Origin of the sequence: Lentzea tibetensis (assembly GCF_007845675.1) — a bacterium.
GTDB lineage: Bacteria > Actinomycetota > Actinomycetes > Mycobacteriales > Pseudonocardiaceae > Lentzea > Lentzea tibetensis.
The window spans coordinates 115,087-139,303 of record NZ_VOBR01000014.1 but is presented as its reverse complement, the minus strand read 5'-3'; the positions used below and the strand labels follow the sequence as shown (position 1 = coordinate 139,303).

At 69.6% G+C, this 24,217-nt stretch carries 24 protein-coding genes; 15 read left to right on the top strand and 9 right to left on the bottom strand.

All coding sequences use genetic code 11. From position 1 onward, the window contains the following. Nucleotides 1-110: 110 nt before the first annotated feature. The 4 genes from FKR81_RS22615 to FKR81_RS22600 are packed head-to-tail and all read right to left on the bottom strand — an operon-like array spanning nucleotide 111 to nucleotide 3,365. Complete coding sequence (locus FKR81_RS22615) at nucleotides 111-710, bottom strand: response regulator (protein WP_146354121.1); 600 nt, start codon at nucleotides 708-710, stop codon at nucleotides 111-113. Continuing rightward, a complete protein-coding gene (locus FKR81_RS22610) occupies nucleotides 707-1,765 on the bottom strand; it encodes a sensor histidine kinase (RefSeq protein WP_186763115.1) in 1,059 nt (352 codons plus the stop codon). Before FKR81_RS22610 ends, FKR81_RS22615 begins: the two co-directional genes overlap by 4 nt. Then, complete coding sequence (locus tag FKR81_RS22605; RefSeq protein WP_146354119.1) at nucleotides 1,744-2,544, bottom strand: ABC transporter permease; 801 nt, start codon at nucleotides 2,542-2,544, stop codon at nucleotides 1,744-1,746. The genes FKR81_RS22610 and FKR81_RS22605 overlap by 22 nt, the downstream gene beginning before the upstream one ends. Further along, complete coding sequence (locus FKR81_RS22600; RefSeq protein ID WP_186763114.1) at nucleotides 2,541-3,365, bottom strand: ABC transporter ATP-binding protein; 825 nt, start codon at nucleotides 3,363-3,365, stop codon at nucleotides 2,541-2,543. The genes FKR81_RS22605 and FKR81_RS22600 overlap by 4 nt, the downstream gene beginning before the upstream one ends. Nucleotides 3,366-3,615: 250 nt before the next feature. On the opposite strand from FKR81_RS22600, the gene FKR81_RS22595 reads away from it, so the two are divergent. Further along, the gene (locus tag FKR81_RS22595) at nucleotides 3,616-4,092 is read left to right on the top strand and encodes a ricin-type beta-trefoil lectin domain protein (protein WP_186763113.1); all 477 of its coding nucleotides are present in this window, start codon (nucleotides 3,616-3,618) and stop codon (nucleotides 4,090-4,092) included. 33 nt (nucleotides 4,093-4,125) lie between these two features. On the opposite strand, the gene FKR81_RS22590 is transcribed toward FKR81_RS22595, so the two are convergent. Continuing rightward, nucleotides 4,126-5,223: a citrate synthase 2 gene (locus tag FKR81_RS22590; protein ID WP_146354117.1), complete on the bottom strand. Its 1,098-nt coding sequence runs from the start codon at nucleotides 5,221-5,223 to the stop codon at nucleotides 4,126-4,128. A 94-nt stretch (nucleotides 5,224-5,317) separates the two neighbouring features. Here FKR81_RS22590 and FKR81_RS22585 point away from each other — a divergent pair, with 94 nt between their 5' ends. The 8 genes from FKR81_RS22585 to FKR81_RS22550 all read left to right on the top strand — a co-directional run bounded on the left by FKR81_RS22585 (nucleotide 5,318) and on the right by FKR81_RS22550 (nucleotide 13,830). Then, nucleotides 5,318-5,917, top strand: a complete 600-nt coding sequence (locus tag FKR81_RS22585; RefSeq protein ID WP_146354116.1) for an urease subunit gamma — start codon at nucleotides 5,318-5,320, stop codon at nucleotides 5,915-5,917. After that, nucleotides 5,914-7,590: an urease subunit alpha gene (locus FKR81_RS22580; protein WP_146354115.1), complete on the top strand. Its 1,677-nt coding sequence runs from the start codon at nucleotides 5,914-5,916 to the stop codon at nucleotides 7,588-7,590. Before FKR81_RS22585 ends, FKR81_RS22580 begins: the two co-directional genes overlap by 4 nt. Next, entirely contained in the window at nucleotides 7,587-8,201 is a 615-nt protein-coding gene (locus tag FKR81_RS22575) for an urease accessory protein UreF (RefSeq protein ID WP_146354114.1), read from the top strand. Before FKR81_RS22580 ends, FKR81_RS22575 begins: the two co-directional genes overlap by 4 nt. Next, complete coding sequence (ureG, locus tag FKR81_RS22570) at nucleotides 8,191-8,826, top strand: urease accessory protein UreG (protein ID WP_146354113.1); 636 nt, start codon at nucleotides 8,191-8,193, stop codon at nucleotides 8,824-8,826. The genes FKR81_RS22575 and ureG overlap by 11 nt, the downstream gene beginning before the upstream one ends. Further along, entirely contained in the window at nucleotides 8,823-9,554 is a 732-nt protein-coding gene (locus FKR81_RS22565; protein WP_186763112.1) for an urease accessory protein UreD, read from the top strand. Before ureG ends, FKR81_RS22565 begins: the two co-directional genes overlap by 4 nt. Before the next feature lie 37 nt (nucleotides 9,555-9,591). Continuing rightward, nucleotides 9,592-10,755: a cytochrome P450 gene (locus FKR81_RS22560; RefSeq protein ID WP_146354112.1), complete on the top strand. Its 1,164-nt coding sequence runs from the start codon at nucleotides 9,592-9,594 to the stop codon at nucleotides 10,753-10,755. A gap of 150 nt (nucleotides 10,756-10,905) precedes the next feature. Continuing rightward, a complete protein-coding gene (pdxH, locus tag FKR81_RS22555) occupies nucleotides 10,906-11,562 on the top strand; it encodes a pyridoxamine 5'-phosphate oxidase (protein WP_146354111.1) in 657 nt (218 codons plus the stop codon). A gap of 1,005 nt (nucleotides 11,563-12,567) precedes the next feature. Beyond that, nucleotides 12,568-13,830, top strand: a complete 1,263-nt coding sequence (locus tag FKR81_RS22550) for an MFS transporter (RefSeq protein WP_235921703.1) — start codon at nucleotides 12,568-12,570, stop codon at nucleotides 13,828-13,830. Here the strand turns inward: FKR81_RS22550 and FKR81_RS22545 are convergent. Continuing rightward, nucleotides 13,814-14,476 (bottom strand): hypothetical protein, encoded by a 663-nt coding sequence (locus tag FKR81_RS22545; RefSeq protein ID WP_146354110.1) that lies wholly within the window; start codon nucleotides 14,474-14,476, stop codon nucleotides 13,814-13,816. The two genes, FKR81_RS22550 and FKR81_RS22545, sit on opposite strands and share 17 nt — an antisense overlap. A 73-nt stretch (nucleotides 14,477-14,549) precedes the next feature. Between FKR81_RS22545 and FKR81_RS22540 the strand changes: the two genes are divergently transcribed. Next, nucleotides 14,550-15,935 carry an APC family permease gene (locus FKR81_RS22540; protein ID WP_146354109.1) on the top strand — a complete coding sequence of 462 codons (1,386 nt, stop codon included), beginning with the start codon at nucleotides 14,550-14,552 and terminating at the stop codon, nucleotides 15,933-15,935. On the opposite strand, the gene FKR81_RS22535 is transcribed toward FKR81_RS22540, so the two are convergent. Beyond that, a complete protein-coding gene (locus FKR81_RS22535) occupies nucleotides 15,889-16,704 on the bottom strand; it encodes an MBL fold metallo-hydrolase (protein WP_146354108.1) in 816 nt (271 codons plus the stop codon). The genes FKR81_RS22540 and FKR81_RS22535 overlap by 47 nt on opposite strands. A gap of 40 nt (nucleotides 16,705-16,744) precedes the next feature. Here FKR81_RS22535 and FKR81_RS22530 point away from each other — a divergent pair, with 40 nt between their 5' ends. Further along, nucleotides 16,745-17,629 (top strand): aldose 1-epimerase family protein, encoded by an 885-nt coding sequence (locus tag FKR81_RS22530; RefSeq protein WP_146354107.1) that lies wholly within the window; start codon nucleotides 16,745-16,747, stop codon nucleotides 17,627-17,629. A 198-nt stretch (nucleotides 17,630-17,827) separates the two neighbouring features. Further along, nucleotides 17,828-18,313, top strand: coding sequence for a hypothetical protein (locus tag FKR81_RS22525; RefSeq protein WP_146354106.1), 486 nt, complete (start codon nucleotides 17,828-17,830; stop codon nucleotides 18,311-18,313). A 17-nt stretch (nucleotides 18,314-18,330) separates the two neighbouring features. Here the strand turns inward: FKR81_RS22525 and FKR81_RS22520 are convergent, their stop codons facing one another. After that, the gene (locus tag FKR81_RS22520; protein WP_186763111.1) at nucleotides 18,331-20,073 is read right to left on the bottom strand and encodes a CocE/NonD family hydrolase; all 1,743 of its coding nucleotides are present in this window, start codon (nucleotides 20,071-20,073) and stop codon (nucleotides 18,331-18,333) included. A gap of 84 nt (nucleotides 20,074-20,157) precedes the next feature. Here FKR81_RS22520 and FKR81_RS22515 point away from each other — a divergent pair, with 84 nt between their 5' ends. Beyond that, nucleotides 20,158-21,372, top strand: coding sequence for an amidohydrolase (locus tag FKR81_RS22515; protein WP_146354104.1), 1,215 nt, complete (start codon nucleotides 20,158-20,160; stop codon nucleotides 21,370-21,372). A gap of 99 nt (nucleotides 21,373-21,471) precedes the next feature. Here FKR81_RS22515 and FKR81_RS22510 read toward each other — a convergent pair whose 3' ends face one another. Further along, on the bottom strand, nucleotides 21,472-22,614 hold the full coding sequence (locus tag FKR81_RS22510) for an acyl-CoA dehydrogenase family protein (protein ID WP_146354103.1): 1,143 nt from the start codon (nucleotides 22,612-22,614) through the stop codon (nucleotides 21,472-21,474). 84 nt (nucleotides 22,615-22,698) lie between these two features. Between FKR81_RS22510 and FKR81_RS22505 the strand changes: the two genes are divergently transcribed. Together FKR81_RS22505 and FKR81_RS22500 are read left to right on the top strand one after the other, a co-directional pair. Beyond that, a complete protein-coding gene (locus tag FKR81_RS22505) occupies nucleotides 22,699-23,283 on the top strand; it encodes a TetR/AcrR family transcriptional regulator (RefSeq protein WP_146354102.1) in 585 nt (194 codons plus the stop codon). Continuing rightward, nucleotides 23,280-24,203 carry a carbohydrate kinase family protein gene (locus FKR81_RS22500; protein ID WP_146354101.1) on the top strand — a complete coding sequence of 308 codons (924 nt, stop codon included), beginning with the start codon at nucleotides 23,280-23,282 and terminating at the stop codon, nucleotides 24,201-24,203. The genes FKR81_RS22505 and FKR81_RS22500 overlap by 4 nt, the downstream gene beginning before the upstream one ends. The last annotated feature ends 14 nt before the right edge of the window (nucleotides 24,204-24,217 follow it).

Below are 24,217 nucleotides of genomic sequence, written 5' to 3'. Positions count from 1 at the left end.
CGCCGTTGCCGGGCCTCCAGTGTTGCAGCCGGGTGGCCGACACGTGACGGCCGGGTGTCGGGGGTCACGACGCTCACGTCACGGTAGCCGTGGAGCAGCGGCGAAATTCCCTACAACAGCCCGCGATCCATCGCGGTCGTCACGGCGGCGGTCCGGTCGGACACGCCCAGTTTGTTGAACGCCCGCAGCAGGTGCGTCTTGACCGTGGCCTCGCTGATGAACAGGGTCCGTCCGATCTCGACGTTCGACAGGCCGCGGGCCACGCACTTCAGCACCTCGACCTCCCGTGCGGACAGCGGCGGCGTGCGGACCTGGCCGACCAGCTTCGTCACCATCGACGGCGCCAGCACCGTCTCGCCGCGCGCGGTGGCGCGGATGGCGTTGATCAGCTCCGCGGGCGTCGAGTCCTTCAGCAGGTAGCCAGAAGCACCCGCCTCGACCGCGCGCAGGATGTCCGAGTCGGTGTCGTACGTCGTGAGCACGAGCACCCGCCGTCCGGTCGGGACGATCTTCGCGGTCGCCGCGACCCCGTCCATGCCGGGCATGCGCAGGTCCATCAGCACGACGTCCGGGGTGAGCGCGGCCGCCTGCGCGACGGCCTCCTCGCCGGAGCTCGCCTCGCCGACCACCTCCAGGTCGTCGGCGACGAGCATGCCGCGCAGCCCCTGCCGCACGACCGGGTGGTCGTCCACCAGCAGAATCCTGATCACAACGGCACCTCCACCAGCACCGACGCCCCCGGAGCGCCGCCGAGCGTCAGCCTGCCACCCACCTGCTCCAGCCGTGCGCGCATCCCGCGCAGCCCGAAGCCCTCGGGTGCGTCACCGAACCCGCGGCCGTCGTCGCGCACCTCGAGCGACACCCCGGCCGGGTCGAACCGCAGCACCACGGCGACCGTCTTCGCGCCGGAGTGCTTGCGCACGTTGTGCAACGCCTCCTGCGCGGTCCGCAGCAACACCACCTCCACCGAGGTCGGCAGCGCGGCCGGATCGCCTATCACGCGGAACGACGACTCGACCTCGCTCGCGGACACCAGGCGCCGCACCGCGTCCTCGAGCGAGCTGCCGTCCAAAGGGGACGGTGCGGTCGCCGCGACGAGCGCCCGCGCCTCGCGGAGGTTCTCCCGCGCCGTCCGCAGCGCCAGCTCGACGTTCGGCTGCTGGGCCTGCAGCAGCGTGATGATCGACGTGAAGCCCTGCGCCAGCGTGTCGTGGATCTCCGCCGACATCCGGGCCCGCTCGGCCTCGAGGGTGAGCGACTCGATCTGGTCCAGCAACGCGCCGCGCTGCTCGTTCTGCTCGGCGATCCTGGTGATGGCCCAGCCGAACGCGTGCGAGAACACGATGATCAGCACCGCGAGCGCCAGCTGCAGAGCGGGTGACTGCCCGCTGATCAGCGTGAGGATCGACGGCGTCAGCACGAACAGCGCCATCGGCCAGAACGCCCACGACAGCGGCAGCACCATGTACAGCTGCGGCACCAGCCCGAACAGCGCGAACGTGGCCGAGCCGCTGAACCACACCGCACTGGCGAACGTGGCGAGCGACCCGGCCGCGTAGATGAACCCGCGCCAGTCGTCCGGGTGCCGCTCGACGAGCCTGCGGCCGTAGACGAGGAACCACACCGCGTTGAGCGCGAGGAACCCGGTCGCCGTCATGCGGCCGGCGACCGGGGTCTCGCTGTCGAACACGACGATCGTGGAGGTCGCGAGGTACGTCATCGCGAACAGCACGTACCAGGTCGTCAGCGGCGCTCGTTGTGCCACCGGAACGTCCGCGTCACCAGCACCAGCCCGACGACGCTCCAGACCCCGAGGATCAGCGCAGCCTTCCCCAGTTCCCATGACCCGGCCACCTCCTGGAGCGCGTACTCGTCACTGAAAGCGAACACCGATCGGAAACCCTGGCACACCCACCTGAGCGGGAAGATCGCACCTGCGGTCTGCAGCGAGCCGGGCAGTGCGCTGATCGTGATGAACACACCCGAGATGAACTGCAGGATGATGTACGGCAGGTTCAGCACGGCGGGCGCGCTGCGGGTGGACCGCGCGATCGAGCTGACGACCATGCCGAGCAGCGAGCACGAGACCACGCCGAGCAGGAACACCCACGTGAACGTCAGCCACTTGGCCGGGTCCGTCGGCACCTCGACGTCGAACCGCAGGATCGCGACGCCCAGCAGCAGCGCGACCTCGGCGAGGCTCGCCACCAGCACCATGATCGCCTTGCCGATGAAGTACGACGCGAGCGGCATCGGCGTGGTGCGCAACCGCTTCAGCGTGCCGTCCTCGCGGTCCGCGGCGACGCTGATGCCCAGCCCGACGAAGCTCGTCGAGATGATGCCGGCGCCGATCATGCTGGCCGCGAACATCTGGCCGTGGATCGGCTCGGTGACGTACACCGAGCCCAGCAGCAGCATGATCACGGCGGGCAGCGAGAACGTGAACACCACGTTCTCCTTCTGCCGGAAGAACTCCCTGAGCTCGGTCCCACCCCTCGCGAGGCCGAGGCTCAGAACTCCGGGCAGTGCGGCGACGGTGGTCATGCGATCAGCTCCAGGTACACGTCTTCGAGGCTCGGTCGGGTGACGGTGAGTCCGGCCAGCTCGCCGTGTCGTGCGAGTTCGGCGACGACCTTGGTGGGCTCGGACGTGAACAGCTCGCGCGGTCCGTTGGGGTCGGCCCACCGGATCCGCGCGTCGGCGTGCGCCCGGCCGCCCAGCGTCTGCGGCGTCCCCTCCGCGACGATCTTTCCCTTGGCCAGCACGGCGACCCGGTCCGCGAGCGCCTCGGCCTCGTCCAGGTAGTGCGTGGTGAGCAGGATCGTGGTGCCCTCGTCGGCGAGCTCGCGGATGAGCGCCCAGAACTGCCTGCGCGCCTCCGGGTCGAAGCCGGTGGTCGGCTCGTCGAGGAACACCAGCTCGGGCCGTCCGATGATGCCGAGCGCCACGTCCAGCCTGCGCCGCTGCCCGCCGGACAGCGTCCGCACCCGCGCCTTCGCCTTGTCGGTCAGCCCGACCAGGTCCACGACCTCGTCCGGGTCGCGCGGGTCGGCGTAGTACTTGGCGTAGTGCCGCACCGACTCGGCGACGGTCAGCTCCGCCGCGTCGTTCGCGGTCTGCAGGACCACCCCGATGCGCGACCGCCACGTCCGCGGCGCCTTGCCGGGGTCCTGCCCCAGCACGTGCACCTCGCCGCCGTCGCGCACTCGGTGCCCCTCGAGGATCTCGACGGTCGTGGTCTTGCCCGCCCCGTTCGGGCCGAGGACCGCGAAGACCTCACCGCGTGCGACGTCGAGGTCGACTCCGTCCACCGCCTGGTGGTTCTCGTAGGCCTTCATCAGGCCCCTCACTCGGATCGCGTTCATGTCCTCAATGCTGGTCCGGAGAGGGGGTCCGGCGGGACGACCGCGCGACTGACTCCGGCTGTCAACCGATCGGTGGACAGAGGGGTGCAACGGGAATTGCGCCGATTGCATCTTTGCCCGGCCTCACTCCAGGCGAGTACGGTTCTCGTAGCTGGGGGCTATTTGGGGGCTTCTGGTTTCTCGTGCGCCTTTTTGGGGAAAGGCTGTCTGAGTTATGGCTAATAGAAAGCTGGGTACGTTCCTTCTAGGATTGCTCGCGGTCGTGATGATGGTGTTCACGGCTGCGCCTGCTTCCGCGGCCGTGGATCCGTCGTCACTGGCGAAGGCGCCGAACACGGGAGACGTCAGTGCGCAGGCCTTTCGCGTGCTGCGCAATGTCGGCCTTTCGTCCGGCCTGTGTCTCGCGAACCATCATCCGGACGTGTTCCTGTTCGGCGGGTGCACCGGCCAGTACGCGGACCAGTACTGGCAGTGGTTCCCGAACGGTCAGATTCAGAACGGGCACAGCGGCGCGTGTCTCACCATGCATCCTGGCGGCAGGGTTTTCACGCATCCCTGCGTGCCGAGGTATGACGACCAGTTCTGGCGGAATTACAACGGCATCGCCGGAATGATCGAGAACGTGTTCCACCCGGGATGGTGCGTCGCGGCGCACGCCGACGGAAACGTGTTCGGGTTCCCGTGCACGTCCGCCTACAACGACCAGTACTGGTACTGGACCAACTAGGGTGATCGGTCGCGTGACCGTCCTGAGCGGCGGTCACGCGATCTCGGACCACCCCTCCACGTCCTCCGGCTGCCGGGGCCCAGGCCCGATGTAGGCGGCGGACGGACGCACCAGCCGCCCGGTCCGCTTCTGCTCCAGCACGTGCGCCGACCACCCGGCCGTCCGGGCGCAGGTGAACATCGCGGGCATCATGTGCGGCGGCACCTGGGCGAAGTCGAGGATGACCGCGGCCCAGAACTCCACATTGGTCTCGATGGCCCGGTCGGGCCGCCGGGTCCGCAGCTCGGCCAACGCGGCCTGCTCCAGGGCCGCCGCCACCTCGTAGCGCGGCGCGCCGAGTTCGAGGCACGTGCGGCGCAGCACCCGAGCCCGCGGGTCCTCGGCCCGGTAGACCCGGTGCCCGAAGCCCATCAGCCGGTCGCCCCGATCGAGAATCCCGCGCACCACAGCCGAAGGATCACCGCGTTCCGCCGCCTCGATCATCGGCAGCACGCGTGCGGGCGCACCGCCGTGCAGCGGCCCGGACATGGCACCGATCGCGCCGGACAGCGCGGCGGCGACGTCGGCGCCGGTGGAGGCGATCACGCGCGCGGTGAACGTGGACGCGTTGAGGCCGTGCTCGGCCGCGGACACCCAGTAGGCGTCCAAGGCCCTGACGTGCAACGGATCCGGGTCGCCGCGCCACCGGGTCAGGAAGCGCTCGGTGACGGTCGTGCACTCGTCGATGCGCCGCTGCGGCACGGCGGGCCGTCCGATGCCGCGCGCCGACTGCGCCGCGTACGACAGGGCCATCACCGACGCGCGGGCGAGCTGGGCGCGGGCCTCGGGAAGCGAGATGTCGAGCAGCGGCTCGTAGCCCCAGATCGGCGCGACCATCGCCAGCGCGGCCTGCACGTCCACCCGGACGTCGCCGGTGTGCACCGGGATCGGGAACGGCTCGGCCGGCGGCAGGCCGGGGCCGAAGCGGCCGTCGACGAGCAGTGCCCAGACGTTGCCGAACGACACGCGTCCGACCAGGTCCTCGATGTCGACCCCGCGGTAGCGCAGCGCGCCACCGTCGCGGTCCGGTTCGGCGATCTCGGTGCGGAAGGCGACCACGCCCTCCAGACCCTCGGCGGCAAGCTGAGTCATGACCCAACTCAACGCCTGTTGAGACGCTGACACAATCGTTTCGGGCTTGTTTCCACTCTGCGGTAGAGCGCTTCCGCGTGATAGACCATGTCGCATGCACCTGACTCCGCACGAGCAGGACAAGCTCCTCGTGCACGTCGCAGCGGACGTGGCTCGCCGCAGGCTCGAACGCGGTGTGCTGCTGAACTACCCGGAGGCCGTCGCGCTGATCACCGACCACGTGCTCGAAGGCGCGCGGGACGGGCGCACGGTGAGCGAGCTGATGCAGAGCGGACGCGCGGTCCTCGCGCCGGAGCAGGTGCTGCCCGGTGTGCCGGAGATGATCGAGTCCGTCCAGGTCGAGGCCACGTTCCCGGACGGCACGAAGCTCGTCACCGTGCACGGGCCGATCGCGCCGAGCGGTGCGCCCGCACCGGGTGAGGTGGTCGTCGGCAGCGAGCCGGTCGAGCTGAACCCCGGCCGGGAGCGCCGCACGCTCGTCGTCGTCAACACCGCGGACCGGCCGGTGCAGGTCGGGTCGCACTTCCACTTCGCGGCGGTCAACACCGGGCTGGAGTTCGACCGCGAGGCCGCGCGGGGCTACCGGCTCGACATCCCGGCGGGCACCGCGACCCGGTTCGAACCGGGTGTCGAACGCGAGGTCGTCCTCGTTCCACTCGCCGGGCTGCGCCGAGTTCCTGGACTGCAACGATGACGATCGATCGCGAGCGCTACGCCGAGCTCCTCGGCCCGACGACCGGTGACCGGATCCGGTTGGCGGACACGGACATCTACCTCGAGGTCACCGAAGACCGCTGCCGCGCCGGTGGTTCCGGCGACGAGGTCATCTTCGGTGGCGGCAAGGTCATCCGCGAGTCCATGGGGCAGGGCATGGCGACCCGTGCCGAGGGCGCCCCGGACCTGGTGATCACCGGCGCGGTGATCCTCGACCACTGGGGCGTCGTCAAGGCCGACGTCGCCGTCCGCGACGGCCGCATCGAGAAGATCGGCAAGGCGGGCAACCCGGACACCATGGACGGCGTCGACATCGTGATCGGCCCGTCGACGGAGATCCTGTCCGGCAACGGGAAGATCCTGACCGCCGGTGGCATCGACTGCCACGTGCACTTCATCTGTCCGCAGATCGTGGACGAGGCGCTGGCGTCCGGGCTCACCACGTTGATCGGCGGCGGCACCGGGCCCGCGGAGGGCACGAAGGCCACGACGGTGACGCCCGGCGCGTGGAACCTGGGCCGCATGCTGACCGCGATGGACCACCTGCCCGTCAACGTCCTGCTGCTGGGCAAGGGGAACACGGTTCGCGACGAGGCGTTGCGCGAGCAGCTCGTCGGCGGCGCGGGCGGGTTCAAGCTGCACGAGGACTGGGGCACCACGCCCGCCGCGATCGACGCGTGCCTGCGGATCGCCGACGAGTCCGGCGTGCAGGTCGCGATCCACACCGACACGCTGAACGAGGCGGGCTTCCTGGAGTCCACAGTGGACGCCATCGCCGGTCGGTCCATCAACGCCTACCACTCGGAAGGCGCCGGCGGCGGGCACGCGCCCGACATCATCCAGATCGTCTCCGAGCCGAACGTCCTGCCGTCGTCGACGAACCCGACCCGGCCGCACACCGTCAACACGCTCGACGAGCACCTCGACATGCTGATGGTCTGCCACCACCTCAACCCCTCGGTGCCCGAGGACCTGGCGTTCGCGGAGAGCCGCATCCGGCCGAGCACGATCGCGGCCGAGGACGTGCTGCACGACCTCGGCGCCATCTCGATGATCAGCTCCGACTCGCAGGCCATGGGCCGGGTCGGTGAGGTGATCATCCGGACGTGGCAGACCGCGCACGTGATGCTGAAGCGGCGCGGCGAGGACAACCTGCGCGCCCGGCGTTACGTCGCGAAGTACACGATCAACCCGGCCATCGCGCACGGCATCGACGACGAGGTCGGCTCGGTCGAGCCGGGCAAGCTCGCGGACCTCGTGCTGTGGGAGCCCAAGTTCTTCGGCGTGCGGCCGTCCGTCGTGCTGAAGGGCGGGTTCATCGCGTGGGCCGCGATGGGTGACGCGAACGCGTCCATCCCGACGCCGCAGCCGGTGTTCGCGCGGCCCATGTTCGGTGCGTCCGCCGGTGCGCAGAGCAGCGTGCACTTCGTGTCGGAGCAGGCGATCGAGGACGGCATCGCGGACCGGTTCGCGCGGCGCGTGCTGCCGGTGAAGAACACCCGCGGCGTCGGCAAGGCGGACATGATCCTCAACGACGCCATGCCGCGCGTGCGCGTGGACCCGGACAGCTTCGCCGTGCACGTCGACGGCGAGCTGATCGAGCCGCAGCCCGCCACCGAGCTGCCCATGGCGCAGCGCTACTTCCTGTTCTGATGATCACCGCGCTCATCCTCGCCGACTCCCGCTTCCCCGGCGGTGGTCACGTCCACTCGGGAGGGTTGGAGGAGGCGGCCGCGCGCAGGCTCGTCACGGACGAGAAGTCGCTGGAATCCTTCCTGTACGGGCGTTTGCACACCGCCGGACTGCTCGCGGCGGGGTTCGCCGCCGCGCGCGGGGACCTGGACGAGCTGGACGCGGAGCTCGACGCGCGCACGCCGTCACCGGCGCAACGGGCGGCTTCGCGAGCGCAGGGACGCGGCATGCTCAGGGCGGCACGGCGCGCGTGGCCCTCTGCGCGGCTCGACGAGCTGCCTCGCAACCCGCACCACCCGATCGTCGTCGGCGTGCTCGTCGAAGACCCGTACGAGGCCGCGCTGACGTGCGCCTATCTCGCCGTGAGCGGACCGGCGAGCGCGGCGGTGCGCCTGCTCGGCCTGGATCCCTTCGGTGTCAACGCGATCGTCGCGCGGCTGGCGCCGGACCTGCGTCAGGTCGCGGAGCAGGCGACGAAGGAACTACCGGCCATCGGTTCACCCGCACTCGACCTGCTGGCCGAGGCGCACGACCGCCACCACCAGGAAGAGGTGCGTCTCTTTGGGAGCTGATCACGGTCCCGACCAGCACGATCACCACCACGGACCGACGTTCCGCATCGGCATCGGCGGACCTGTCGGCAGCGGCAAGACCGCGCTGACCGCCGCGCTGTGCCGCGCGCTCGGCGAGCAGCTGGAGCTCGCCGTCGTCACCAACGACATCTACACCACCGAGGACGCGGACTTCCTGCGCAAGGCGGGCGTGCTCGACTCGGCGCGCGTCGAGGCCGTGCAGACGGGCTGCTGCCCGCACACCGCGATCCGCGACGACATCACCGCGAACCTCGATGCCGTGGAACGGCTGGAGGAACGCTTCGGGCACCTCGATCTGATCATCATCGAGAGCGGTGGCGACAACCTCACCGCGGTGTTCAGCAGGGGACTGGTCGACCGGCAGATCTTCGTCGTCGACGTCGCGGGCGGCGACAAGGTGCCGCGCAAGGGCGGTCCCGGCGTGACGACCGCGGACCTGCTGGTGATCAACAAGACCGACCTGGCGCCGTACGTCGGGGCGGACATGGACGTGATGACGTCCGACGCGCACCGCATGCGCGGCGAGCTGCCGGTGATCACCCAGTCGCTGGTCGAGACGCCGAACGCGCCCGACGTCGCCAAGTGGGTGCTGGACCAGCTGTGAAGGCTGCCGCGTTGGTCACCGTCACGCGGGACGCGCACGGCAACAGCGTCGTGCGCGACCTGCGGTCGATGACGCCGCTCACCCTGGTGCCGCACCGGAAACCGGGCCCGACCGCGCTCGTGCACCTGGTCAGCTCGGTCACCGCGCCGCTCGGCGGGGACGAGCTGACGCTGACCGTGCGGGTCGGCAGGGGAGCGCGGCTGGACCTGCGCGGTGTCGCCGCGACGGTGGCGTTGCCCGGCCCGCGCGACGACGGCAGCCGCATGACGGTGGACGTCGAGGCCGAGGACGACGCGGAGATCGTCTACCTGCCGGAGCCGACCGTCGTCACCTCCCGTGCGCGTCACGAGGCCGTGCTCTCGGTGTCGCTGGCCGCCACGGCCGTGCTGCACGCGCGGGAAGTGCTGGTGCTCGGGCGTTCCGGCGAGCAGGCGGGTCACCTGGCGAGCACGGTGCGCGCCAGTCGAGACGGGAAACCGTTGCTGCACCAGCGGGTCGTGATCGGTGACCCCGGTGTCGACCGGAGTCCGGCCGGACTCGCGGGCAAACGGGTGATGGGGTCTCATTTGGTGCTGGACAACGGGAATCCGGCGGTCGTCAGCGGCGACTGGTATTCGCTGGTCCCGCTCCCACGCGGCGGGTCGCTGGCGACGGTGCTGGCGGACGACGTGGTCACCGCCACTCGGCATCTCTCCGACCTCAATCGGCGTTTGATGCGTTGTCCCTGATGTGCACTCTGACGAACTAGAAGCGACCCTCCTGTCGTTGTGGACCGCGGAAGCCGGCATCGCCGACCCGTACCCGGTGTACGACGAGCTGCGCGAACGGCAGCCGGTCTACTTCAACGCCAACCTCGGCGCCTACTTCCTCACCCGCTACGCGGACGTCGAACAGGTGCTGACCGGCCCCGAGTTCCGCACGCCGGACGGCGCGTGGGCCGACGAGAACAAGCCGGGCTGGCGCGACCACCCGTCGACGCGGTTCATGCACACTTCGCTGCTGTACCAGAACCCGCCGGACCACAGCAGGTTGCGGCGGCTGCTCAGCAGGGGCTTCACCACGCGCCGCATCGAGGCGCAGCGCCCGACCGTCGAGGAGAACGTCGACCGCGTGCTCGGCAGGCTGGCCGACCTCGGCGCCGGTGGCGCGGTGGTGGATCTGCAGGACACCGTGTCGTTCCCGCTGCCGGTGTCCGTGATCGGCGACCTGGTCGGTGTGCCGCGGCCCGACCAGCCCCAGTTCCGCTGGCTGATCGACGACATGTCGAAGCTCTTCGACCCGGTGATCGACGGCGACACCCTCAAGCGCGCCGACGACGCGACCGTGCAGGTGCGCGCCTACTTCCAGGACCTGCTGACGTTCCGGCGCGGCACGCCCGCCGACGACCTCGTCTCGGTGCTGGCCGCCTCCGACGCCGAGGACGACGAGGCGATCGACCTGCTCGCACTCGTGTTCGGCGCCGGCTTCGAGACCACGACCGGCCTCGTCGGCAACGCCACGCGCGCGTTGGTGACTTTTCCTGATCAGGCACGCTTGCTGCCTGAGTTGGCGACCGCGGTGTTCGACGAGGCGCTGCGCTGGGACTCGGCCGCCCAGATGGTGCTGCGGGTGACCGGCAGAGCCACTCGAATAGGGGACGTGGACGTGCCCGAAGGCGTAGCCGTCACAGGCTTCCTGGGTGCGGCGAACCGCGATCCGGCCCGCTTCCCGGACCCCGCGTCGTTCGATCTGCGTCGTCAAGACGCACGTCCGCTGAGCCTCGGCGGCGGCACGCACTTCTGCCTCGGCGCCGCGCTCGCGCGGCTGCAGGCCGACGTGTTGTTCGCGCAGTTGTTCACCAGGTTCCCGAACCTCACCCTTGCCGGGGAGCCGGTCCGCCGGAAGGTGTTGGCCATGCGCGGATTCGACTCACTGCCCGTGGTCATCTGACTCGATCACGTGCTCGATAAAGAACGGCAACCGCACGGACAGTTACGAATAGGGGTGTTCGTCATCACCGCGCAGGCGGTTCCGTGATCGGTCGTTAACCCGTACGGTCGCTGGTCCGAGGACCACAAGTTCCCGCGCTGGAGGTAACCGATGACGGAGACCACGAACATCGCGCTGCCGGCGATGCGCGTGTCGTACGAGCAGGGCTCGCTCGGAGAGTCCGAGCTCGCCGCCACGTGGCACGAGCAGCTCCAGCTGTGGCTGGACCAGGCTGCCGGTGCTGGTCTCCCGGAGCCCAACGCGATGGTGCTCGCCACCACGGACACCAAGGGGCGTCCGTCGTCGCGCACCGTGCTCGCCAAGGGGCTCGACGACCGCGGGCTCGTGTTCTTCACCAACTACACGTCCAACAAGTCCCACGACCTGATGGCCACCCGGTACGCGTCCGCCACCTTCCCGTGGTTCGCGATGCAGCGGCAGGCCCATGTGCGTGGCACCGTCGAGAAGGTCGGGCCCGTCGAGACTGCTGCCTACTGGGCTTCTCGGCCTCGTGGGTCGCAGATGGGGGCTTGGGCTTCTCCCCAGTCGCGCGTCGTCGGTGGGCGGTCCACTTTGGAATCCGCGTTGCACAAGATTGAGCGGCAGTTCGCCGATACCGAGCAGATTCCTGTTCCTCCCCACTGGGGTGGGTGGCGGATTCGGCCCGAGGAGGTCGAGTTCTGGCAGGGGCGGCGGGATCGGATGCATGACCGGTTGCGGTTCCGGCTTGGGCGGGATGGGTGGCAGTTGGAGCGTGTTGCTCCCTAGAGCTTTGGGTTGCGGTGGTGGGTGGGGAGGGTCTCGCTGATCACCAGAGGTCGCCACATCGAAAATGCCCTGTCAAGGCGGAAAAGCTGCCTTGACAGGGCATTTTCGATGTGGCAAGGCTGCGCCTGATCAGCGAGACCCTCCCCACCCCCTGCCCTCCGGGAAAGTTTGTTCTGTTTATTTGGCCGCCGGTTTGTGCTCGGGGGCCGCGCCCGTTCGGCAGTGCGGGGGTTGCTAGCGCGGCGGGCGCTCTTTCTTTTGGTATCTGCCGGTTCGCTGGGGCTCCCTTGGCGCCTGCCGGTTGGGTGGGTGCTCCCTTGGTGCTTGCCGGTTCGGCTGGTGCTCCCTTGGTGCTTGCCGGTTCGGCTGGTGCTCGCTCGGCACCTGCCTTGGCCGTTGTGCCCGCCATGCACCTGCCGGTTCTCGCTTTGCCCTCTTCCGTTTCTGCGGGCGCAGAGTTGTCGGTGCTGGCTGAGAGCATGGATCGGGGGGTTCTCACGTGCGGGGACGCCTGCGTGAGCACGGCCGCGTGCCGTGTCCGCCACGCTTTTCGGCTCGGCTCGGCTCGGCTCGGCTCGGCTCGGCTGGTGCTCGCCGTGTTGACCGGTTGGTGTGTGGGCGGCCTTGGGGTCTGCCGGGTTCGTGGTGGGCCGCTGGGCGTGCTGGCCTCGCTCCGCTCGCGGGGGTCTCCGCCGCCCCGCAGAAAGTGCGGCCTTCCGTACCCCGGTTTCGCGGCTGACGTGTCGGCGCGGCCGGGATTGTCGGTGCCGGCTGCGAGCATCGATTCGGGGGTTTCTCGTGTCCGGGGGACGCCCGCGTGAGCGCGGGCGCGACCGGGCGGCCCGATGGGCATGTGCGTGAGTGGCCCGTTTCTGACCTGCGGGCCGTGTGTCGACGCGCCTGCGGAGCGCGGGGCGGGGCACACCGGCAACCCGCCTGAGCGGCTGGTCGTGGTCTCCGGCACAACCAGGTAAACCCGTTGTTAGTTGTCGTAAGCTAACCAACGTGGCTGCTCCGGGGGTTCGCGCGCGCTCGTTGTTCGTGATCGACACGCGTCCGCTGCGCATCCCCGCGTACCGGAGGTTGTGGCTCACCACGATCGTCACCGCGATCGGCAGTCAGCTGACCGCCGTTGCCGTGCCCAAGCAGGTCTTCGACCTCACCGGGTCGTCGGCCTGGGTCGGGGTCGCGGCGGGTGTGGCGTTGGTGCCGTTGCTCGTCTTCGGGGTGTGGGGTGGCGCGATCGCGGATACGCGTGACCGGCGCAAGCTCCTCATCGCCACGAACACCGGTATTGCGGTCGCCTCGGTGTTGTTGTGGGTGCAGGCTGCGTTGAACGTCGGGTCGGTGTGGCTGGTCATCGCGTTGCTGGGGTTGCAGCAGGTGTTCTTCGCGTTGAACTCGCCTGCGCGCAGTGCGTCGATCGCGCGGCTGGTGCCTGCTGAGCTGTTGCCTTCGGCTGGGGCGCTCGGGTCCACGGTCATGCAGTTCGGGGCGGTGCTCGGGCCGTTGCTCGCGGGTGCGTTCATGCCGGTCGTCGGACTGTCCACCTTGTACCTCGTGGACGCGGTGGCGTTGGTCCTCACGATCTGGGCGGTGTGGAAGTTGCCGCCCATGCCTCCCCTGAGCGGGCAGTCGCGGAGGGCCGGTATCCGGGACGTGCTGGACGGTTTCAGGTACCTGGCGTTGCAGAAGGTGCTGCTGGCCTCGTTCGTGCTCGACATCGTCGCGATGGTGTTCGGGATGCCGCGTGCGTTGTTCCCCGAGATGGCGCAGGAGACGTTCGGTGACCCGCCCGGTGGCGGGTTGGCGCTGGGGGTGTTGTTCGCGGCCATTCCCATCGGCGCGGTGGTGTGCGGGCTGACGTCCGGGTGGATCTCCAAGGTGTCGCGGCACGGTGCGGCGGTCGTGTGGGCCGTGGTCGCGTGGGGGATCGCGATCGTCGGGTTCGGGCTCAGTCACGCGCTGTGGCTGGCCGCGGTGTTCCTCGCGCTCGCCGGTGCCGCGGACATGGTGTCCATGGCGTTCCGGGGTGCGATTCTGCAGTCGGCTGCCACCGACGAGATGCGCGGACGCATGCAGGGCGTGTTCATCGTCGTGGTGGCCGGTGGGCCGCGGATCGCGGATCTCCTGCACGGCACCACGGGCGCGATGATCGGTACGTCCGGTGCGGTCGCCGGTGGTGGGGTGCTGGTCGTGGTGGCCGCCGTCGGGGCGACGTTGTTGTTGCCCGCGATCTGGCGGTACCGGTTCAGCTCCGCGGGCTGATCGAGTCCGGGCTCGGGGCGCTGATGTCGGCCACGGCGCCCCAGCTGAACGACGCCTCGTCCACGATCGGGCCCGTTTCGGAGGGCGTCGACACCACGATCCTGGTGGGCAGGCCGCCCTCGACGGTGATGGTGAACGTCGTGACCTCGACGGTCACCGCGTAGGTGGTCTTGCCGTCGCGCTCGACCGTCGACGTCAGCTTGCCCTGTGCCACGGCCTTCAGGTGGTGCTCGGTGAACAACGCCTGCTGCGCCGCCGCGTCGAAGTAGGCCAGCATGCCCGCGGTGAACTCGTCGGTTTGAGCCCGGTCGAGCTTGACCCACGGCTTCGCCTGCGGCAGGTCGAACACCGGGGGCAGGAGCACGTAGGTCTGGTCCGTGGAGACGAAGCGCAGGCGCTCGGGTTGCCCGCCGGTCCGCACGACGCGGTCCAGGGTCACGTCCAGCGACGGGCGGTCGGTCAGGCGCACGGTGCCGGACGCCGGGCCGCTGCGGGACGTGAGGGAGAAGCTGTAGCCGCCCTTCGCGCGTGCCGCCTGGGTCAGGGTCGTGGCCAGCTCGCCGGCCGTGCCCAACGCAGGGGGTGGCGTGTCCTCGGCACATGCCGTGAGCAGCGTTGTTGCCATCAGGAGACACGCGAGGCGCATGTCTTACACCATACGGGTGACGATCACGATCACTTCCGCTGGTCGTCTGGCATGTGGGGCACAATCTTCTGGCATGGCTGAAGCGACTCCGTCGACGGAACAACCGGAGCTCAAGCGGGCCATCGGCCCGAAGCTGCTGCTGTTCTTCGTGATCGGCGACATCCTCGGAACGGGCATCTACGCGCTCACGGGCAACGTCGCGGGGAAGATCGGTGGGGCGCTCTGGCTGCCCTTCCTGCTCGCGTTCGTCGTCGCTTTCCTCACTGCCTTCAGCTACCTCGAGCTGGTGGGCAAGTACCCCAAGGCCGCGGGCGCCGCGTTGTACACCAACAGGGCGTTCAAGATCCAGTTCTTGACGTTCATGGTCGCCTTCGCGGTCATGAGCTCCGGCATCACGTCCGCGTCGTCGGCGGCGCTCGCGTTCGGACGCACGTACCTGCAGTCGGTGATCAAGGAGTTCTTCTCCGACACGTTCACCGTCTCGGCGACGCTCGTCGCGATCCTCTTCATCATCGCGCTCGCCGGCATCAACTTCCGGGGTGTGTCCGAGTCGGTCAAGGCCAACGTCGTGCTCACCTGCATCGAGCTGTCGGGCCTGCTGATCGTCATCGCGATCGGCATCTACGCCATCGCCGTCGGCGACGGCGATCCCGGCAGGCTCACCGAGATCCACACCGCGCCCGGCCAGACCGCGCTGCTCGCGGTCACGTCCGCCACCGCGCTCGCGTTCTTCGCCATGGTCGGGTTCGAGGACTCGGTCAACATGGCCGAGGAGTGCCAGGACCCGGTGCGGATCTTCCCGAAGGCCATGCTGTGGGGCATGGGCGCCGCCGCGCTGATCTACGTGGCGGTCGCGATCACCTCGTCGCTGCTCATCCCGTCCGACGAGCTCGCCAAGGCCGGTAGCAGCGCGCTGCTGCGGGTCGTGCAGGTCGGCGCGCCCAGCTTCCCGCTGTGGGTGTTCTCCCTGATCGGCCTGTTCGCGGTCATCAACTCCGCGCTGATCAACATGCTGATGGCCAGCCGGTTGATCTACGGCATGGCGAACGAGCGCATCATCCCGAGATTCTTCGGGACGGTGCACCCGTTCCGCCGCACGCCGTGGATCTCCATCGTCTTCACCAGCGGCATCGCGGTCATCCTGGTGTCCACCGCGGACATCGCGAAGCTCGGTGGCACCACGTCACTGCTGCTGCTGATCGTCTTCACCATCGTCAACGTCGCGGTTCTGGTGCTGCGCAAGGAGAAGGCCGAGCACAAGCACTTCCGCGCGCCGACGTGGGCGCCGGTGCTCGGTGCGATCACCTGTGCGTACCTCGCGATGCCGGTGCTGTCCGGCCGTCCGTGGGACGACTACAAGATCGCCGGTTACCTGCTGGCCGCCGGCCTCGTGCTGTGGGGGATCAACCGCGTCACGCACGGGCGGGTCGAGATCCACCCGGAGAAGCTCTCGAAGTGAGCTCGACCGGATCGTGGGCGCAGAACACGTCGACCTCGTCGGCGTGTTCTGCCACCAGCTCCCGCAACCTGTCCTGATTGGACAGTCGCAGCTCGGGAACGGTCTCGACGGCGCGCTGGAACGTCTTCAGCAGCCAAGGACACGACGGCGGTCGCTGCACCTCGCCGCGGAAGAAGTACGCGTCACCCGCGTGCAGCAGCCACTTGTCGTCACCGCGCACCGCGACACCGGTGTGGCCGCGAGTGTGCCCGACGAGCGGCACCAGCAGGATGTCCTCCGGCAGGCCGGGGATGGACCTCACGGCCTCGAAACCGAACCACGGCTCGCCGCTCGCGGTGTGCGTCGCCCAGTTCTCGACGCCTGACCGCTGGATCGCCGGGTAGCGGCCGCGGTCGCCGCGGGTGACGGGGTTCATCGCCGCGGCCAACTCCTCTTCCAGCACGTGCACGGTGGCGTCCGGGAAGTCCCGCAGCCCGCCCGCGTGGTCGAGATCCAGGTGCGTGAGCACGATGTGCCGGACGTCGGAACGCTGGTAGCCGAGCCGCTCGACCTGGTGCGCGGCGGTCTCCGCCAGGTCGAGCGCGGGTCTCATCGCGGTCCGGAACAGCCGGTCCATCGTTTGCGCCGGCTCGCGCACGTCGTGCGTGCCGAACCCGGTGTCGACGAGCACGAGGCCCTGCTCGGTCTCGACGAGCAGCGTGTGGCACACCAGCTCGCCGCCGCCGAGCAGCGGCCGGAAGGTGCCGCAGTTCAGGTGGTGAGTCTTCATGGGCGCGAATCTCCTCCTCGGACCCGTACTCTTCTGCAACATGTTGGGGATCTCATACGGCGGCTCCAGCGCCGTGATCACGCTGGTCGGCGCGGGGCTCAGGTCGTTCGAGTCCGACGGCGTGCCGTACGTCGAGTCGTTCGGCCCCGACGAGAAACCCCCGATGGGCGCGGGCTCCGTCCTGGTGCCGTGGCCCAACCGCACCGCGGGCGCCACGTGGTCGCTCAACGGAACCGTCCAGCACCTCGACGTCACGGAACCCGCGCGCGGCAACGCGATCCACGGCCTCGTCCGGCGCAGGCCGTGGGACGTCGTCGAGCACACCGGGTCGCTGGTGGTGCTGGAGACGACGATCGAGCCGCAGCCGGGCTGGCCCATCGCACTGCACACCACGGTCAGCTACGCGCTCGACGAGCACGGCTTGACCGTCACGCACGGCGTCAACAACGTCGGTGACGGGCCGACCCCGTTCGGCGTCGGCACGCACCCGTACCCGAGGGCCGGCAACGCGCAGACCGACGACTGCGAGCTGACCCTGGCCGCCACGACCGTGCTCGACCTCGACCCGCAACGCATGGTGCCGACCGGCCCCGCGCGGAGCGTCGAGGGCACCGAGTTCGACTTCCGCGCGGGCAGGCCGTTGCGGACCGTGCACCTCGACACCCCCTTCGGCGGCTGCGAACCGGATTCTGACGGGCTGATCCACCACGTGCTGCGCGGCCCCGCTTCCGGCGTCGAGGTGTGGGCCGACCCGGACTTCCGCTGGGTCCAGGTCTACACCCCCGACGGGTATCCGGACCGGGGCCGCGCGTGCGCGATCGAGCCGATGACGTGCCCGCCGGACGCGCTGAACTCGGGCACCGGCCTCATTCACCTGGCACCGGGTGAGTCCTGGGGCGGCCGGTGGGGCATCCGTCCGCTGTAGTGCGGTGCCCGGCGAGTGCACAAAAGCGGGGTCGCCGCGCGTCTGGTGATCGTGGACGACTCGGGCGCCAGACGGCGCGGCTTCTGGTTGCTGCTGGGTCTTGTGTTCGTGGGTGCGCTGTTGGGCGGGATTTCGCGGAAACCCCGCCGACGACGCGCAGTTCGGCCGGTGCGAGCCGAAGCGACCCACCGCCCTCCGGTGGAGGTGGAAGCCGCCGGCGAGGGGTCGCTTGAGGATCCTCCCAGGGGCGTCGTGTGGCTGGCGGTCGCTTTCGGCTTCGCCGGTGTGCTGGTCGGTGGGTTCGTCTTCGAGCCCGTCGACCGCCTGCTCGACGCGCTGTACTGCACGCCGAGCGGGTGCTACTCCCTTCCGCTGGCCCTGTCGGGCTGGGCGCTCGCCGCTCTGCCGATGGCGGCCTGCCTGGTCGTGCCGAGGTACGCGGTGCACCTCTGCGTGTTCCTGGTGAGCTTCTTCTCCGTCTACTTCTGGACGGCGGCGCCGGATCACCCGTGGCGCGAGGAGGTGTGGCCGTTGCCGCTCAGCTACTTCCTCGTGCTGCTGCTGTTCGCCCCCGCCAGCTGGGGCTTCTCGTGGTTGTTCACTCATAGCCGGACCGCACGGCTCGCGATCGCCGGGGCGTGTCACTGGGTGCTGCTCGCGGCGCTCATCATCTGGCTGGCCTAGTAGTGCTTTTGCGAGCCCTAGCGCCGTGCGATGGGCAGGCTGATCGATCCGCTCCTCACGGTGATCTCGCCGGACGGCTGGGCAGGCCGGTAGGGCCACGAGGGGCCCGCCGCGTTGTTCGCCGCGATCACCACGCCGATGCGGTGTCCCGCCTTGAAGACGTAGTCGTTCGGCTGGAGCTCCCAGCGGAACGTCTCCGGCACGCCCGGCGTGAGCGGGAAGGCGCGGCTCAGCGTGTAGCGGTGCGCCGCGTCCAGCGTGCCGCGGGTGACGATCCGGTACGGGGCCGTCTTCGTCGCGTACTCGTAGTTCCGGTAGCAACCGGTGTCCGCGCCGAGCCCCTCGCCGAAGCACCGCTCGGGCCCGGCGACCACCTGCAGGCCCCATCCGTCGTCGACGACGCGGGTGTCCTCACCGAGGTCGACGAGGAACGCGTTCAGCGGTGTGTTGGGCACGTTCGCGGATACCCGCAGCGTGATCTTCGGGGTGCCGCTCATCCTCGAGTCGGAGGTCAGCGGCTCGGTCACGTGCAGCAGCCGGTGACCCTCGCCCTCCGGCCCGACGAGCTGGTCGCGGGTCAGCTCCGGGTCGTCGGTGAACACCTGCCCGCCCAGCGCGATCGTTCGCTGGGTGCCGGGCACGGGCCAGGTCCGGCTGGACTCCCAGATCTGGGGCGAGCGCTCCACGTCGACGGCGGGCTCGCGCATGATGCCGGTGTCGATGCCCCGCAGCCAGTGGTCGAACCAGCGGTGCACGGTCGCGACGTAGCGGTCGGGCGCGAAGTAGTGCGGGTTGGCGTGCCCGCTCTGCGACAGCCAGAGCTTGCGCGGCGCCTTCAGGTTCTGCCACCAGCGGCTGAAGTGGCGCGTGGTCACGTTGGTGTCGTTGAGGCCGTGGATCGCGAACACCGCGGCCTTGACCTTGTGCGCGTCATCGGTGATGTTCCGCTCTGCCCAGAACGAGTTGTAGTCGGCGTTCTGCTCGGCCCGCCGCACGAGCTCGGCGTGCTCCTCGGCGCACTTCGGCCGCGACTGCGTGCTCATCACGAGGTCCGCGAGCCAGTCCGCGTGGTCGGGGCTGCGCTTGATCCCGTCCACGCGCGTGTAGTCGTACCAGCTGGAGATCGCCCCGTTCGGCACGATCGTCTTCAGGTTCGGCACGTCCGTCGTGGCGACGTACTGGGGCAGGGTGCCGTCCCACGACGTGCCGTACATGCCGACGTTGCCGGTCGTCCAGTCCGGCGTGACCCGCCTGCCGTCGCGGTCGAACGCCTTCGCCCTGCCGCCCAGCCAGTCGATGACCGCCTTGGTGCCGAGCACCTCGTTCGGGCCGCCGAGGTCCGGGCAGCCCTCGGAGAACCGCGTGCCCGCCATGTCCACCGCGACGACGGCGTAGCCGCGCGGCACGAAGTAGTTGTCGTAGAAGTACGGGAACAGGTCAGGGTGCCCGTCGTCGACCAGGTCCTTGTGGCCCGAGTCGTGCGGCACGACCTGGTCCTCGTTGAACGCGGTCATGTTGCTCCACGGCGCGTGGTACGGCGACGCGCCCATGAGCACCGGGATCTTCTTGGTCGTTCTCGGCCGGATGACGTCCGCGACGATCCGGTCGAGCCGGCCGTCTCCGTCGCCGTCGATCGTCGACTCGACGTACACCGTCTCGCGGATCGCGTCCGCGTACGAGTAGATCGGCTGGGTCAGCTGGGGCGCGGCAGGCGAGGGCGGTGTGAGCCCGAGCAGGAGCAGGGTGACGAGTGTTTTCACAGCACGGGATGGTCGCGCTCTCACGTGCAACTTTGGGCTGGTTGAAGCTGTCGAGACGCTGATTCTTTGTTAGCGTAGCTAACCATGACAATCGCGATCACTGGCGGATACGTCGTCCCGGTCGAAGGCGAGCCCATCGACGGCGGGACCGTGCTCATCGAGGACGGCAGGATCGTCGCCGTCGGACCGGCCGGGTCGGTCGAGGTGCCGGACGGCGCGACCGTCGTCGACGCGGACGGCTCGTGGGTGCTGCCCGGCTTCGTCGAGGCGCACGGGCACCTCGGCGTGCACGAGGAGGCCGAGGGCTGGGCCGGTCAGGACACCAACGAGATGACCGACCCGATCGGCGCGCGGATGCGGGCGCTGGACGCGATCAACCCCGCTGACCTGGGCTTCGCCGACGCGTTGTCCGGTGGCGTCACCACCGCGGTGATCAAGCCGGGCTCCGGCAACCCGATCGGCGGCCAGACCGTGGCCGTGAAGTGCTGGGGCCGCACGGTCGACGAGATGCTGATGCGCGAGCCCGTCTCGGTGAAGTCCGCGCTCGGCGAGAACCCCAAGCGCGTCTACGGCGACCAGAAGAAGGTCCCGTCGACCAGGCAGGGCGTCACCGCGGTCATCAGGGACGCGCTGATCAAGGCGCAGGACTACAAGGCGAAGCGGGCCGAGGCGCAGTCCGACGGCAAGCCGTTCGACCGCGACGAGACGTGCGAGGTGCTGGTGCGCGTGCTCGACGGCGAGCTGCCGTGGTGCCAGCACGCCCACCGCGCCGACGACATCGCGACGGCCATCCGCCTGTCCGAGGAGTTCGGCTACAAGCTGATCCTCAACCACGGCACCGAGGCGCACCTGATCGCGGACGTCGTGGCGGAGAAGCAGATCCCGGTGATCATCGGGCCGCTGTTCACCACGCGGTCCAAAGTGGAGCTGCGCCACCGCTCGCTGCGCAACCCCGGCATCCTCGCGCGGGCGGGCATCGAGCTGGCGATCACCACGGACCACCCGGTCGTGCCCATCCACTTCCTGGTCCACCAGGCGACGCTCGCCGTCAAGGAGGGCTTGGACAGCGACGTCGCGCTGCGGTCGATCACGATCAACCCGGCCCGGATCATGGGCCTGGACGACCGGGTCGGCGCGCTCAAGCCCGGTCTCGACGCGGACGTCGTCATCTGGTCCGGCGACCCGCTCGACGTGATGAGCCGCGCGCTGCGGGTGTTCGTGCAGGGCCGCGAGGTCTACACGTTCTCCGAGGAGCTCGGTGAGGGCGTCGTCGCCGACCCCTACTACCGCGAGTCCTGATCTTTATATCGGGGTGGGCGGGTCGTCCCACGGGCGCGACGTCGTGCTGTCAGGCGCCTCGCGGGGCCCTGCCCACCCCCTGGTCTCACTTCCTCAGTGCTACTTCCTCAGCGACCGGCCGATCACCAGTCGCTGAATCTGGTTGGTGCCCTCGAAGATCTGCAGCACCTTCGCCTCGCGCATGTAGCGCTCGACCGGGAAGTCACGCGTGTAGCCGGCGCCGCCGAGCACCTGCACCGCATCCGTCGTCACCCGCATCGCCGCGTCGGTCGCGACGAGCTTCGCCACCGACGCCGCGCGCTGGAACGGCCTGCCGCGGTCGCGCAGCCGGGCCGCCGCGATGTACGTCGCGCGCGCCGAGTCGACGGCCGCCGCCATGTCGGCCAGCAGGAACTCCAGGCCCTGGAACTCCATGATCGGCTTGCCGAACTGGCTGCGGGTCTTGGCGTACGCCACGGCCTCGTCGAGCGCGGCCTGCGCCAGCCCGACGGCGCACGCGGCGATGCCGAGCCTGCCAGAGTCCAAAGCGGACAGTGCGATCTTGAGGCCGTCACCCTCGGCGCCGATCAGGCGGTCCGCTGAGAACCGCACCCGGTCGAACGTCAGCTGGGTGGTCACCGAGCCGGTCAGCCCCATCTTGCGCTCGGGAGTCGCGGCCGACAGACCGTCCGCGACGCCGGGCGCGAGGAAGCAGCTGATGCCCTTGCCGCCGTCCGGCGACGTGCGCGCCATGAGCGTGTAGAAGTCGGCGACGCCGCCGTGCGTGATCCACGCCTTCTGGCCGGACACCACGTACTCGTCGCCGTCGCGCGTGGCACGGGTCGACAGCGCGGCCGCGTCGGAGCCGGCGTGCAGCTCGGACAGCGCGTACCCGCCGAGCAGCTCGCCCTCGAGCATCTCGGGCAGCCACTGCTCCTGCTGCTGCCGCGTGCCGAACGTCGCCAGCCCGTAGCAGGACATGACGTGCACGGAGAGGCCGACGGCGACCGACATCCACGCCGAGCCGATCTCCTCGAGCGCCTGCAGGTACACCTCGTAGGGCTGCTCACCACCGCCGAACTCCTCGGCGTACGGCAGACCGAGCAGACCGCTCTTGCCGAGCAGCCGGAACATCTCACGCGGGAACTGCGCGTGCTCCTCGGCCGCGGCGGCACGGGGCGCCAGCTCGTCGCGTGCGATCTCCCTGACCAGCTCGATCAGGTCTTCCGCTTCAGTTGTGGGCAGCAGCCGCTCGGCGGGCATCCTCGACCTCCGTTGAGTACTCTCAGCAGTACTGTAGGACGTACCAGAGTACTGTTTCTACTAGATGTGGCAGGCTCCTCAGGTATGACGAGGGGTCTCACGACGCGGCAGGCCGAGCTGCTGACCAGGCTCGAGGCGCTGTTCCTCGCGGAGGGCTTCGCCCACTTCACGCTGGACGACCTGGCCGCGCGCCTGCGCTGCTCCAAGTCGACGCTCTACGCGCTCGCCGGCAGCAAGGAGCAGCTGGCCGTCAAGATCGTCGGGCTGTACTTCCGCGGCGCCGCCCGGCGCATCGAGCAGCAGATCGCACCCATGACCGACGTGCGCAAACGCGTCGGCAGCTACCTCGCGGGCGCGTCGCAGGAGCTGCGCAAGGCCTCCGAGAAGTTCATCGAGGACGTCGGCGCGTTCCCACCGACCCGCGCCACCTACGAGCGCAACGCCCGCGCGGCCGCCGAGCGCATCCGCACGTTCATCCAGGACGGCGTGCGCGAGGGCGTGTTCCGCGAGGTGCACGCCACGCTGTTCGCCGAGATGGCCGGCCTGCTCATCGAGGGCATCCAGACGGGTGTCCTCACCAAACGGGCGGGCGTTTCGGACGCCGAGGCGTTCACCGCGCTCGGTGAACTGTTGTTGGATGGGCTCCAGAGAGATGGGAGTCCCAAGTGATCGTGGTGGCTGGTGAGGCACTGGTCGACCTGGTGCCGGTGACCGACGGCGAGCTCGCCGACCTGGCGCCGCGCCTCGGCGGTGGTCCGTACAACGTCGCGGTGGCCGCCGCGCGGCTCGGGGCGCCCGCGAGCTTCCTGTCCCGCGTGTCCACCGACCTCTTCGGTGAGGCGCTCATCGCCAGGCTGCACGCGTCGGGCGCGCGGACGGACCTGGTCCAACGTGGACCGGAGCCGACGACGCTGGCCGTCGTGGGGCTGGCCGAGGACGGTTCGGCCCGCTACTCCTTCTACACCGACGGCACCGCGGACCGGCTGGTCACCGATCCCGGCCCGCTGCCGGAGGGCGCGAAAGCGGTTTCCCTCGGCACCCTCTCGCTGGTGCTCGAGCCGGGCGCGACGACGTACGAGCAGGTCCTGCGCAGGGAGAGCGGCCGGGTGCTGACCGTGCTCGACCCCAACATCCGGGCCGCGCTCATCCGGGACCCGGACGCCTACCGGGCGCGGTTCCGGTCGTGGCTGCCGGACGTCGGGCTGCTGAAGGTGTCCGTCGAAGACGCCAAATGGCTGGCCGACGGCGGTGATGTGATCGAGATCGCACGGGGCTGGCTGAAGCAGGGACCGGTCGCCGTCGTGCTCACGAAGGGGGGCGACGGGCTGGCCGTGCTCGCCGGGAACGACCTCGTCGAGGTGCCGCCGACGAAGGTCGACGTGGTCGACACGATCGGTGCGGGGGACACGGTCCAGGGCGCTCTGCTCGCCTGGCTGCACGAACACGACGCACTGGCCGTGGAAAAAGTACGTGCACTCACAACTGATGAATGGTCAGAAGCTCTCACATTCGCCGCCGCGGCCGCCGCGATCACGTGTTCTCGCGCCGGGGCCGAACCACCCTTTGCGAGCGAACTCACCGTCCGGTGAGCTGGATTAGCGCG

Excerpts from the sequence above, each read along its gene's own strand:
- FKR81_RS22605 (WP_146354119.1), bottom strand. The coding sequence starts at position 2,544 with ATGACCACCGTCGCCGCACTGCCCGGAGTTCTGAGCCTCGGCCTCGCG.
- FKR81_RS22600 (WP_186763114.1), bottom strand. The coding sequence starts at position 3,365 with ATGAACGCGATCCGAGTGAGGGGCCTGATGAAGGCCTACGAGAACCAC.
- FKR81_RS22590 (WP_146354117.1), bottom strand. The coding sequence starts at position 5,223 with ATGACTCAGCTTGCCGCCGAGGGTCTGGAGGGCGTGGTCGCCTTCCGC.
- FKR81_RS22585 (WP_146354116.1), top strand. The coding sequence starts at position 5,318 with ATGCACCTGACTCCGCACGAGCAGGACAAGCTCCTCGTGCACGTCGCA.
- FKR81_RS22580 (WP_146354115.1), top strand. The coding sequence starts at position 5,914 with ATGACGATCGATCGCGAGCGCTACGCCGAGCTCCTCGGCCCGACGACC.
- pdxH (WP_146354111.1), top strand. The coding sequence starts at position 10,906 with ATGACGGAGACCACGAACATCGCGCTGCCGGCGATGCGCGTGTCGTAC.
- FKR81_RS22545 (WP_146354110.1), bottom strand. The coding sequence starts at position 14,476 with ATGCGCCTCGCGTGTCTCCTGATGGCAACAACGCTGCTCACGGCATGT.
- FKR81_RS22540 (WP_146354109.1), top strand. The coding sequence starts at position 14,550 with ATGGCTGAAGCGACTCCGTCGACGGAACAACCGGAGCTCAAGCGGGCC.
- FKR81_RS22535 (WP_146354108.1), bottom strand. The coding sequence starts at position 16,704 with ATGAAGACTCACCACCTGAACTGCGGCACCTTCCGGCCGCTGCTCGGC.
- FKR81_RS22530 (WP_146354107.1), top strand. The coding sequence starts at position 16,745 with ATGTTGGGGATCTCATACGGCGGCTCCAGCGCCGTGATCACGCTGGTC.
- FKR81_RS22515 (WP_146354104.1), top strand. The coding sequence starts at position 20,158 with ATGACAATCGCGATCACTGGCGGATACGTCGTCCCGGTCGAAGGCGAG.
- FKR81_RS22510 (WP_146354103.1), bottom strand. The coding sequence starts at position 22,614 with ATGCCCGCCGAGCGGCTGCTGCCCACAACTGAAGCGGAAGACCTGATC.
- FKR81_RS22505 (WP_146354102.1), top strand. The coding sequence starts at position 22,699 with ATGACGAGGGGTCTCACGACGCGGCAGGCCGAGCTGCTGACCAGGCTC.